Source organism: Pseudoalteromonas sp. SG43-6, assembly GCF_014164365.1.
GTDB lineage: Bacteria > Pseudomonadota > Gammaproteobacteria > Enterobacterales > Alteromonadaceae > Pseudoalteromonas > Pseudoalteromonas rhizosphaerae.
Map to the genome: position 1 here is coordinate 1 of NZ_JACJEZ010000078.1, position 12,761 is coordinate 12,761.

General features: G+C 37.9%; 8 protein-coding genes. 4 read left to right on the plus strand and 4 right to left on the minus strand.

What is annotated here, in order from left to right:
- Window positions 1–1,209 precede the first annotated feature (1,209 nt).
- A complete protein-coding gene (locus H5201_RS21055) occupies window positions 1,210–2,559 on the plus strand; it encodes a class II 3-deoxy-7-phosphoheptulonate synthase (protein ID WP_145239021.1) in 1,350 nt (449 codons plus the stop codon).
- A 94-nt stretch (window positions 2,560–2,653) separates the two neighbouring features.
- On the opposite strand, the gene H5201_RS21060 is transcribed toward H5201_RS21055, so the two are convergent.
- Window positions 2,654–3,463: a pyruvate, water dikinase regulatory protein gene (locus tag H5201_RS21060; RefSeq protein WP_182717280.1), complete on the minus strand. Its 810-nt coding sequence runs from the start codon at window positions 3,461–3,463 to the stop codon at window positions 2,654–2,656.
- A gap of 154 nt (window positions 3,464–3,617) precedes the next feature.
- On the opposite strand from H5201_RS21060, the gene ppsA reads away from it, so the two are divergent.
- Window positions 3,618–5,993 carry a phosphoenolpyruvate synthase gene (ppsA, locus tag H5201_RS21065; RefSeq protein ID WP_182785326.1) on the plus strand — a complete coding sequence of 792 codons (2,376 nt, stop codon included), beginning with the start codon at window positions 3,618–3,620 and terminating at the stop codon, window positions 5,991–5,993.
- 77 nt (window positions 5,994–6,070) lie between these two features.
- Here ppsA and H5201_RS21070 read toward each other — a convergent pair whose 3' ends face one another.
- Window positions 6,071–6,280, minus strand: coding sequence for a PGPGW domain-containing protein (locus tag H5201_RS21070; protein ID WP_145239030.1), 210 nt, complete (start codon window positions 6,278–6,280; stop codon window positions 6,071–6,073).
- A gap of 149 nt (window positions 6,281–6,429) precedes the next feature.
- Here H5201_RS21070 and H5201_RS21075 point away from each other — a divergent pair, with 149 nt between their 5' ends.
- Window positions 6,430–9,486 carry an FAD-binding and (Fe-S)-binding domain-containing protein gene (locus tag H5201_RS21075; protein ID WP_182717279.1) on the plus strand — a complete coding sequence of 1,019 codons (3,057 nt, stop codon included), beginning with the start codon at window positions 6,430–6,432 and terminating at the stop codon, window positions 9,484–9,486.
- 55 nt (window positions 9,487–9,541) lie between these two features.
- Here the strand turns inward: H5201_RS21075 and H5201_RS21080 are convergent, their stop codons facing one another.
- Window positions 9,542–10,732 (minus strand): sodium:proton antiporter, encoded by a 1,191-nt coding sequence (locus H5201_RS21080; protein ID WP_182717278.1) that lies wholly within the window; start codon window positions 10,730–10,732, stop codon window positions 9,542–9,544.
- Window positions 10,733–11,944: a tyrosine-type recombinase/integrase gene (locus tag H5201_RS21085; protein ID WP_149980295.1), complete on the minus strand. Its 1,212-nt coding sequence runs from the start codon at window positions 11,942–11,944 to the stop codon at window positions 10,733–10,735. It abuts the gene before it with no gap.
- Window positions 11,945–12,086: 142 nt separating this feature from the next.
- On the opposite strand from H5201_RS21085, the gene H5201_RS21090 reads away from it, so the two are divergent.
- Window positions 12,087–12,650: a YSC84-related protein gene (locus tag H5201_RS21090; protein WP_145239042.1), complete on the plus strand. Its 564-nt coding sequence runs from the start codon at window positions 12,087–12,089 to the stop codon at window positions 12,648–12,650.
- Window positions 12,651–12,761: the final 111 nt, after the last annotated feature.

Consider the following 12,761-nt stretch of genomic DNA (forward strand, 5'->3'; position numbering starts at 1 on the left):
CAGTTGATAAGCTCAATCATCGGCCAAGAAAAACAAGAGGGTATAAAACCCCTCATGAACTATTTACGGGGCAATCAGAAGTTCTGGTTGCTGCATAATGATTGCACTTAATACTTGAATTCAAGTAACTTAAAAGTTCGATCATCTCTAAATAAGTATGTTTAATTATTGCCTTTGAGCTGATGATTAAGTACATCATGTTGCTGCAATTGTATAATCTCCGATGCGATAGAGGTATTTACCTCAAGTATAAGTTGTGTAATTAAAGGGTGAGGACTAACTCTATTGTAGTTTTCAGTTGCCAATGGATACTGGTATATCAATGCAACAATTTACGGGAGCTTATTGATGTGACCAATTCTATAAATTACTCATAGGCACACTATTTCAATTTTGCTTCAGGGGATTATCTAATTTGAAACAGCTTACAAATTATCAGTCGTGCAGTTGCAGTGAGTAAGTTTATGGCTGTGAGCACAAAAAAAAACTGCGCTTACAGACTTTATAACCATGAAGCTTAAGTAATCGTCGATATAGTTAAAGAGCTGAACTACAGTGATAACAAGCTGCTGAACCTATCTAGTTTAAGCCAGGCATTATAAAAATGTTGTATGAACGCTGAGAAATAGGCCAATAAGATGTATAGGAGTTGGAGTCAAACCAGCGCTCGAATTTTACAATTACATACTATTGCCTTAATTTAATTGCAGTGTCATTCAGGCTTGAATTGACAACTATCAGTAATTTGAGATACGTGCCAACATGAATCAAACAAGGTAGTTACAAGCAACATCAGACGAACTGAATTTCATTTAATTTAGGTATACCTCTTTATTACTCAGCACCCCTAGCACATATTTTAAACTTCAGCCATTTGATATAAAAAATAATCTATTTTCATCTGTAAAGTTAAGGTTACATAGCATTGCAATTTAAGTATGATGTGTTCTTATTTTCAGTTGTAGAGTAGGCACTTAGTTTATTTACTAAGGTCTCGCTGTATTATTTAATTTTATGTTTTATATTAATAAGTTAAACAATACCCTGTGCATATTTTAAAAAATAAAAAGGTGGCAGAACAGTGCAAATCATCAATAATATTTATCTCATAACTAAATAATTGATAATTAGCGAATATAGTCCTTGAACAGGGGCACTGCATACGTTAATTTTCATCTATCAGGTAAATGTAGGAATGAGGAAATTAATATGCAGTCGTGGAACCCAAATAGCTGGAGAGAGCTCCCAATACTTCAGCAGCCACAGTATCCAGATCAAGAAGCGCTGAAAACTGTTGAAGGCCAATTAAAGAGTGCACCGCCACTGGTCTTCGCAGAAGAGACCCGTAGTTTATTTAAACAACTAGAAGACGTTTGTGAAGGCCGTGCCTTCTTACTTCAAGGTGGTGATTGTGCTGAATCATTTAGTGACTTTAATGCCGCTAATATTCGTGACACATTTAAAACAATATTACAGATGGCAGTCGTACTAACTTATGGCGGTAAATGCCCTGTAGTTAAGATTGCGCGCATGGCAGGGCAATATGCTAAACCACGCTCAGCAGATTTAGAAACCATTGATGGGGTATCTTTACCTTCATACCGTGGTGATATCGTAAATAATTTTGAGTTTACTGAACAAGCGCGTATTCCCGATCCACAACGCTTAATGACGGCTTATCATCACAGTGCAGCAACATTAAATTTATTACGCGCATTTGCACAAGGTGGACTTGCAGATTTACATCAGGTAAATCGCTGGAACATGGGTTTTGTTGCAGCAAACCCACTTAAAGAAAAATACCAACAACTTGCGGATAAGATTCAAGATGCGCTTGAGTTTATGGAAGTGTGCGGTATTAACTCAACAATTGCACCAAGCCTTAAAGAGACTGATTTATACACCTCTCATGAAGCGTTATTACTGGGGTATGAAGAAGCGCTTACTCGCCGTGATCATCTATCTGGCGATTGGTATGACTGCTCAGCACATTTTGTTTGGATTGGTGAACGTACTCGCCAACTTGATCATGCACATATCGAATTCTTTAAAGGTATTAAAAATCCAATTGGGGTAAAAGTTGGCCCAGGAATGGATCCTGACGACTTAATTCGTTTAATTGATGCGCTTAATCCAGATAACATCCCAGGGCGCTTAACATTAATTACACGTATGGGTGCTGATGTACTTCCTGAAAAGTTGCCGGCCTTAGTACGTCGCGTTCAACAAGAAGGCCGTAAAGTAATTTGGAGTTCTGATCCAATGCACGGGAATACTGAAAAAGCGACATCAGGGTATAAAACCCGAAGCTTTGACAATATTTTGCGTGAGATCAGCCAGTTCTTCGCAGTTCATAAAGCTGAGGGCTCGTATGCAGGTGGTGTTCATTTAGAAATGACTGGCCAACATGTTACAGAGTGTACTGGTGGTGCTTACGGATTATCTGATGACGATCTAGCACAGCGTTATCGCACACAGTGTGACCCACGTTTAAATGCTGATCAGGTATTAGAACTTGGCTTCTTAGTTGCAGATTTATTAAAAGACGCACGTAAGTAGAGTTAGTCCAAAAAATCAAAAGCCGCAGATGCGGCTTTTTTAATGTCCGATATTATTTTTATACCTAGTGTAACTAAAATTAAAAATATTGAAGTTAGTACTTACGTCGCTCAAGGTTAGTATCAGAAATGATCTTAGCGGAAATTTCTTCTACAGAATGATGGGTCGAATTTAAATACGCCAGCTTATATTTTTTATACAGCATTTCAACTTCGCGTACTTCGATTCGACATTGCTTAAGTGAAGCGTATTTTGAATTAGCCATACGGCGTTGGCGAATATCAGCCAACCTGACTGGATCAATCGTTAAACCAAACAGCTTATGCTTATAGGCTACTAAGCACTGTGGTAAGTTACCCGAATCTAAATCTTCTTCAGTGATAGGGTAGTTAGCTGCTTTAATACCATACTGTAGCGCTAAATATAAACTAGTTGGCGTTTTACCACTTCGGCTTACGCCGACCAAAATTATATCGGCTTCAGCATAGTTACTTATATTAGCGCCGTCATCATTCGTAAGCGCATAGTTCACGGCATCAATTCTAAAGTCATAACTTTTTTCATGCATTGAGTGAGTACGATGAATTTTAGGCACCGGCGCTACTTTCAGTTCTTGCTCAATTTTCTCACTAAATGTAGTTAAGAAATCATAAGTAACGGCGTTCGATGAGCGAATAATTTCACTTAAATTGTGATTAACAAAAGTAAAAAAAACCAAAGGTTTTTCGCCTTCGCGTTGTGCCGTTGCATTGATCAATGCTTTTATTTCGTTCGCTTTTTTTTCAGTTTCAACAAAAGGGATAGTTTTATGATTAAATTCAACGGGAAATAATGACAAAGTGGCGTGGCCAAATACTTCAGAAGTAATAGCAGTACCGTCAGAAATATAAAATGCAGTTCTCATATTAACCTTTTTATTACGTTTAATAGTTAAAATAGCCACCCTACGGTTTACGTAAGGTCTATTGCCAGTGTAGAATGAAGGTGACCTTTTTAGAAGGTTTTCTTTCTTAACTCTCACAGTTATTACTACAATTTGTTTTTTTGGAGAAAGATCCGTGCAAGAATACGTTCTCTGGTATCAAGAGCTTGGTATGCAAGATGTTCCTCGTGTTGGCGGCAAAAATGCCTCACTCGGCGAAATGATTTCTAACCTAGCAAACGCTGGTGTACAAGTCCCAGGTGGTTTTGCTACTACCGCAGACGCATTTAATGAGTTTCTTGAGCAATCAGGACTAAATGCAAAGATCCACGACATTTTAGACACACTGGACGTGGAAGATGTAAATACACTAGCAAAAGTCGGCGCTGATATTCGTCAGTGGATTATCGACACCCCATTCCAACCTAATTTAGACCAAGCCATTCGCGACGCATACAGCCAACTCCACGGCAATGCAGCAGACGATGTTTCATTCGCAGTACGTTCATCAGCAACAGCTGAAGATATGCCTGATGCATCATTCGCAGGTCAGCAAGAAACCTTCCTAAATGTACGTGGTATCGACTCAGTAATGGTCGCCATCAAGCATGTGTTCGCATCGCTTTTCAATGACCGTGCCATTTCATACCGTGTTCACCAGGGTTATGATCATCGCGGCGTAGCATTATCTGCGGGTATTCAACGCATGGTACGTTCTGATAAGTCATCGTCTGGCGTTATGTTCAGTATTGATACTGAATCAGGTTTCGAAGATGTCGTGTTTATCACCTCAAGTTATGGTCTAGGTGAAATGGTTGTACAGGGCGCAGTAAACCCTGATGAATTTTATGTTCATAAACCAACACTTGCTAAAGGTAAGCCATCTGTAGTGCGCCGTAATATTGGCTCAAAAGCGATTCAAATGATTTACTCTGCCGATCAAGCGCATGGTAAACAAGTAGAAATCGTAGATGTAGATGCAGCCCTTTCAAATAAATTCTCAATTACCGATGCCGAAGTTCAAGAGCTTGCAAAGCAAGCTGTGATCATCGAAAAACATTATGGCCGCGCGATGGATATCGAGTGGGCAAAAGACGGTAATGACGGCAAGCTATACATTGTACAAGCTCGCCCTGAAACAGTTCGTTCAAACGAAGATACGAATGTTATGGAGCGTTTTCAACTAAATGGCAGCAGTGCTGTTGTCGTTGAAGGACGTGCCATCGGTCATAAAATTGGCTCAGGTGTTGTTCGTGTACTTGATTCGATTAAAGAAATGGATCAAGTTCAACAAGGTGACATTTTAGTAACCGACATGACTGATCCAGATTGGGAACCTATCATGAAACGTGCTGCAGCGATTGTAACTAATCGTGGTGGTCGTACATGTCACGCGGCAATTATTGCCCGTGAGTTAGGTATTCCAGCAGTTGTAGGCTGTGGTAATGCAACTGACCTGATTAAAGCAGGCCAAGAAGTAACCGTATCATGTGCTGAAGGCGACACTGGCTTTATTTATGAAGGTATTTTAGATTTTGAAATCCTCACTTCACGTGTCGATAAAATGCCTGAACTACCAATGAAAATCATGATGAACGTTGGTAACCCAGATCGTGCATTTGATTTTGCACGCTTACCACACTCAGGTGTTGGTCTTGCTCGCGTTGAATTTATTATCAACCGTATGATTGGTGTGCATCCTAAAGCATTGCTAAATTTTGATGCTCAAACAGATGAGTTAAAAGCTGAAATCACACAGATGATTGCCGGTTACGAATCACCGGTTGAATTCTATATTGCTAAATTAGTTGAAGGTATTTCGACCTTAGGCTGTGCATTTGCACCAGAGCGTGTAATTGTTCGTATGTCTGATTTTAAATCAAATGAATATGCCAACTTAGTTGGCGGACAACAATACGAGCCTGAAGAAGAAAACCCAATGATTGGTTTCCGTGGCGCAGCACGTTATATTTCGGAAGATTTCCGTGACTGTTTCGCACTAGAGTGTGAAGCAATCAAACGTGTTCGTAACGACATGGATATGGCCAACATTGAAATCATGATCCCATTCGTACGTACCCTTGAAGAAGGTAAACGTGTTATTGAATTACTTGAAGAGCATGGCCTTAAACGTGGCGAAAATGGCTTAAAAATAATCATGATGTGTGAACTTCCATCAAATGCATTACTTGCTGATGAATTTTTAGAACATTTTGATGGCTTTTCAATCGGTTCAAACGATTTAACGCAACTTACACTTGGTTTAGACCGTGACTCAGGATTAATTGCCCATTTATTTGATGAGCGTAACCCTGCAATCAAAAAACTACTTTCTATGGCAATTCAAACTGCCAAAGCAAAAGGAAAGTATGTTGGTATTTGTGGTCAAGGTCCATCAGATCATGAAGACTTTGCTGCGTGGTTAGTAGAGCAGGGCATTGATTCTGTTTCACTAAACCCAGATACAGTACTTGAAACTTGGTTATACCTTGCTAAAAAATTAGCAAAATAATCGTTAAAGTATAAAAAATGCCAGCGTTATTGTTGGCATTTTTGTTTACTCAATATGTTATAGCCTATTTATAACTTTTATCGGGCTAACTTCTTATCTAAGAACGCGCAAGATTTTGTCAGCGCTTTTTGGCAAATTGCTAAATAATGGCGTGCTTTAGGGTAATAAAAAGAGAAACACATAAGCCCTGCAATAAAAAAGATCAAAGAAGGGCCTGGTACAATAGCAAAAAATAATCCCAGCAACATAAATAAACTGCCGACTAAAACTAATACACATTTTTTCATTTCAATTCCCTCGCAATTAAGCATCTACTATGAGTATAAGTAATCACAGTCTTTTTACGATAAAAAGAGTGTTACAAACTGTAAAATCTTCAATTTCTATTGCTCTTTAGCATGATATAATCGAACAAATGCCTTAATTTACTACCGTCATGATAGCAACTATTAGCCAACAAGATGCCGCGACCGATTTAGTCGCAAGTTACTTAAAAACTATAATTAAACAAGGGTTTACTGGCGACACTGATGCAAGTTATGCCACTCGTATAACTGCATCAACTGATAACAGTATTTACCAGCAGTTACCGCAAAGTGTTATTTTTCCTAAAACTGAAAAAGATATTCAAATTGCCCTGCAAACTGCTGCACAAGACCCTTATCTATCGCTGACTTTTGGACCTCGCGGCGGTGGTACAGGCACCAACGGTCAATCATTAACTCCCGGGATCGTAGTCGATTTATCACGTTATATGCGAGAAATCCTCGAAATTAATCCTGAAGAAGGTTGGGTTAGAGTGCAAACGGGCGTGATTAAAGATCAACTAAATGATTTTTTACGCCCTTATGGATTTTTCTTTGCACCTGATTTATCAACGAGTAATCGCGCAACAATCGGCGGAATGGTTAATACCGATGCATCAGGACAAGGCTCACTGGTGTATGGTAAAACTAGCGATCATGTTTTAGGACTTACCACTTATTTAGTCGATGGCACACAAATGTCAACGACACCAATAGACATTGATAAAGCCAAACTAATTGCTGAACAAAACACTACAATCGGTAAACTGTACGCAACAGTGCTTGATATTTGTTTGTCTGAGCGTGATGCAATTTTAGCCAAGTTTCCACGTTTAAATCGCTTTTTAACCGGATATGACTTAGAACATGTGCTAAGTGATGACTTACAAACCTTTGATATGAGTAGGCTAATAACTGGCTCAGAAGGTTCGCTTGGTATTGTTACTGAGGCTAAATTAAACATCACACCTATTGCTGAATTCAAAACCTTAATCAACATCAAGTATGATAGCTTTGATTCGGCACTGCGGCATTCACCGTTTTTGGTCGATGCTCGTGCTACCTCAGTTGAAACCGTTGACAGCAAAGTTTTAAATCTTGCACGTGAAGATATAATTTGGCATTCAGTATCGGACTTAATAACCGATGTGCCAAATAAAGATATGCAAGGGCTTAACATGGTTGAGTTTAATGCTGTATCGCCTGATGACATAAAAGACAAAGTTGAGTCGCTTTGTGCATTACTCGATGATTGCGTTGCACAACAAAAAAATGGCGTAATTGGTTATCAACTTACCAGCAGTAAGGCTGATATTTTAAAAATTTATGCCATGCGTAAGAAATCAGTTGGCTTGTTAGGTAATGTTAAAGGCGCACAAAAACCTTTGGCGTTTGCTGAAGACACCGCCGTACCACCTGAGAATCTTGCAGATTATATTGTTGAATTTAGAGCTTTGCTCGATAGCCATAATTTACAATACGGTATGTTTGGTCATGTTGATGCCGGTGTATTACATGTTAGACCGGCACTTGATATGTGTGATCCCGAACAAGAAAAATTACTGCGAGTGATCTCTGATGAAGTTGTTAAACTCACAGCTAAATACGGTGGTTTAATGTGGGGCGAGCACGGCAAAGGGTATAGAAGTGAATATGGCCCTGAGTTTTTTGGTGAGCATTTATTTAAGCAATTACGACTTATAAAATCAGCTTTTGATCCTAACAATAGGATTAATCCCGGAAAAATATGTACTCCGATTGAAAGTAAGGACTCACTAGTCAGTGTTGACGGTCAAAAGCGTGCGTGGTTCGACAGACAAATTTCGGTTGATGTTAAAACTAGTTTTAATAATGCAATGACATGCAATGGTAATGGTATTTGCTTTAACTATGATGAAAACTCTCCTATGTGCCCATCATATAAAGTAACCGGTGATCGTCGTAATTCACCTAAAGGTCGCGCAAGTTTAATGCGCGAATGGTTACGATTACAAGAAGCAAAAGAGATTGATTTAATTGAGGTTGAAAAAGAACTTAACAAAGGTGAAGTGATCACCTGGTGGGAACGTTTTCAACATAGCCGCGATAAAAAGAAAGGCGTATATGATTTTTCTCATGAAGTTAAAGCCTCAATGGATGAGTGTTTAGCGTGTAAAGCATGTACCACAGCGTGCCCAATAAAAGTTGATGTACCGACTTTTAGATCACGTTTTTTAAATTATTATCACAGTTACTACGCGCGCCCACTTAAAGATTATCTAGTCGGTAATATTGAAGCCAGTGCACCATTAATGGCCAAATTTTCAAATGTAATAAACCCAATTGTAAAAACTAAATTAGTCAGCTCATTAATAAAAAAATCTGTTGGCTATGTTGATACACCCGTGCTTAGTTCACCACGTTTAACAAAACGGATTAATAAAACACACGAATTTAATTTTGCACAACTTTCAGGCTTATCTCCCGAGCAACAAAGTGAGTATGTACTAATTGTGCAAGATCCGTTTACCAGTTTTTATGAAGCTGAGCTGGTAGAAAGTTTTATAAAAATAATTTCCGCACTAGGTAAGAAGCCAATACTGTTACCGTTTAAGCCAAATGGAAAACCGCAACACGTTAAAGGTTTTTTAAATGAATTTAAGATCACAGCAAAAAATGCAGCAACATTTTTAAATTCATTATCTGAAATAAATGCACCACTTGTAGGTTTAGATGCATCATTAGTAATGTGTTATCGGGATGAATATAATTCTATTTTAGGTGATGAACGTGGTGAATTTGAAGTGCTACTTGCTCATGAATGGTTAGCAACACAATCTTTTAAATCATTAGCTAACAAAGTTGATAGCAATATAACATTTACGTTATTAAGTCATTGTACTGAAACAACCGCTTTACCAAAAGCGGCGAATGTATGGCAAACAATTTTTACTGACTTAGGCCTAAAACTTAATACAACAGCAACAGGGTGTTGCGGTATGGCAGGTACATATGGACATGAAGCGCAAAACCAGAAAAACTCTCGAGCATTATATGAAATGAGTTGGCAAGGTGTTGTAGAGAAAAATAAACCTGAGCAATTATTAGCAACCGGTTTTTCTTGTCGTAGCCAAGTTAAACGCTATGAAAAATTCAAACCAAAACACCCAATAGAACTACTAGCAGATAAGCTAAGCAATAACATTTAATATAAAAATGCCGCACGCTTTTAAAAAAGAATGCGGCATTTTTTATATCGTTTTTTTATTTTAAATAACTATCAGCAATAGGCTTGGTGCTCATACCATGAATAAAAACACTAAATAAAATAGTTGTCATAGCAATCGTAGCTATAAGGTATTTATTTTCGATGCCGCTATCGATCACCATTAAAGTAAATACAATAGATGCTAAGCCTCTCGGGCCAAACCAAGCAAAAGTAAAACGTTCTTTCATTTTTAATTTAGTAAATTGTAATGACAACATCACAGGGATAATTCGAATAAGCGTTGTACTCAGTAGTGCAAATACAGTAAGTGGCCATGATAATTCTGGCAAAACTAAATAGCTGCATACAAAACCAAATAAACACCAGATCAACAAACCAGTAAAGTCCGCGATGTGTTCACTATCTTCAACGAGTTTTAAGCGTAAAGCCTGATCGGTAAATCTATCAAAAATTAATCCAGCAACAAACACCGCAATAAAACCACTGCTATGCAAACTTTGTGCGATTGAAAAAATGGCCATTGCCATACCAACCACTAAAAATGGGCTACTATTATTTGAAAAATAATGACGTTGCATGGCAAATTTAATCGCGGGAATGATCAATCCCATTGCAGCAACTGCAACCAGAATAGCCACACCTAATTCACGCGCAAAAACAATGACCGTATCAAAAACCGAAAATGTAGATGCAGGCTCTTTTGCTAACAACATCAAGACTAAAAATATTGGCACACATAAACCATCGTTTAAACCACTTTCAGTATTGATCCCTTCACGAATTTTTTCAGGCACCGCGCTGCTATTTAATAATCCTTTACTAAGCGCTGCATCTGTCGGCGTTAATATTATTGCAACTAGTGCAGCTTGAATAAGTGTCAGCTGGGTAAACATTAAACTCGCAATAATAATTCCAGCAAACAAGGTAAGTGGTAAAGCAATAAAAAGTAATAGGCTAGGGTATTGAAAACTGTGTTTTAAAACCATCAGTTTGGTTTTTGCGGCATCAGTAAATAAAAATATGCTCAGTGTTAATTCTATTAAAGGTAATAAGTGATCTAAGTCTCTGGTTAAATATGCCGTTTTACTTGGTAGCATAAACCCGATCAACGCACCGATAATAACAAAAAACATAGGTCCGGTAATTTCAGCTCGCTCTAATTGATGCATAGATAATGAATAAATTAAAAAGGCTAAACCCACTGCAGCTAATACAACATATTCCATTTAGATTTTCCTTTTAAGTCCAGATTTTGCTCGTTCTTTGATATTTGTCTGAATATATATTTGATCGGTGGTGGCAATTTTTGCATGTCCTAAATCTTCTGATAAATGTTTTAAAGGGCGAGTTTGTGCATCATGCGTAGCACCAGTATGTCTGAGCCAATGCGCTGTTGCCGATTCTAGTTGCTCGGCATCATCAGTAAAGCCATCATCAAGTAAAGATTGTTTGGCTAAATCAAAACTTTGTTGAACTAAGCGACGAATTTGTCGAACGGTCATTCCGCCTTGACCACGAATTTTATGCACCAATGGATCAGATTCATCAACGCGGGGCAGGGCTGGTAAACCTCGGTACAACCTATAACGTTTTAAATAAGTTACAAAATCTTCACTGAGTGTGACATCGCGTAATTTATTTCCTTTGCCCATAATTCTTAAAAACCAAAAGCCATCATTATCTTGCCAAAAATGAGACATAACAGGCGACCATTGTGGTCGCTCTGATAGTTCAGAGATCCGTAAATAAAGACCTTTTAAACACGCTAAGGTAAATAAATTTCTTTCAAGATCAGGTTGTTGCTCACACTTATCACGTGTGACACCAAATACATATTCCCATTGAATATCACTCAAGGTATCAGGAATTTTTATTTGTGATTGCACAACTAAATAAGGGCTATTCTTTTTTACAACCGGTACAAAGTTAGCAAAGGTTTTTTCTTCTAAAATAGCAAACTTGTAAAATACATTTAAAGCAGTAAACATGGCCGCTAATGTTTGTTGGCTAGCAATAGATTCTTTGAGCATAAAAGGGCGCCAATTTTCGTTTAATCTACGGATCCCTTGCTCATCTTTATAGCGCCATTGCACTGAAGTCATCGCCCAGCTTTTATCGGGTTCGACCATAAAATCGACATAGGCTTCTATGTCTTCACGTTTTAATTCAAATACTGATTTTTCTGCGACTAACCAAGACCATAGGTAAAAGCGTTCGAGTTCGTTCCGAAAACGATTATATGTCGCTTCTGATTTTCGACCATAAACATATAAAAATTGATACAAAAATACTAATTCTTGCTTAGATTCAGCGACAGTCAAGCCAACTTGCTGTATAAAGGTGGCAAGTTCTGGGTATTCTGATTGCATTGTATCATCTTCAAGATGGGCAATTTGATACCGTAATTGTTTTAATGTATCGACCAAAGCAACAAGCATAATATAGTTATTTCTAATAAAATAAAGTAGTTACAGTTTAACTTTAAAGTCCGATACTGTCTAGTATTGGACTTAGTGAATGATTATATTGTTAAGCTGATCAGATAATATCAAAGCAATGTTGCTGGTTTAAGGAAGGCATATGAAAAAGTTAATAGTTTTAAGTTTAGTTGCACTAACATTAGTCCTGTCTGGTTGTGCTACAACAGGTAGTGCTTCTCCAACTGAAAAGCGTAATCTAGTGCAAAATATGCGAGCAGATACACTAAGTAAATTATACAAAGAAAAACCAGATGTTAAAGAGCAAATTAAAAATGCCGCTGGTTATGCAGTATTTGATAATGCTAATGTCAATGTTGTTTTAGCCAGCTTTGGTGGCGGCTATGGTGTGGTTAAAAATAATTTGACGGGTAAATCCACTTATATGAATATGGGTGAAGCTGGTTTAGGACTTGGTTTAGGTGTTAAAGACTTTAATGTTGTAATGGTTTTTCATAATCAAGCTGCGTTAAATCGTTTTATTGAAAATGGTTGGGCCTTCGGTGGCAATGCCGATGCAGCGGCAAAATACCAAGATAAAGGCGGTGCACTTGTTGCCGAAGCCATTGCAGATCAAGTAACTGTTTATTCATTAACCGAAAATGGCCTTGCATTACAAGCCGTACTAAAAGGCACTAAATTCTGGGTAGATTCTGAGCTAAATTAAGACCTCAAAACCCTTCTAAAAGTGGGCTAGTTCGTATGATTACGCCCACTTTAATTTATTTTAGATGATTTAACATAACGTAATTTATCAGCTATCAGCTATCAGCTATCA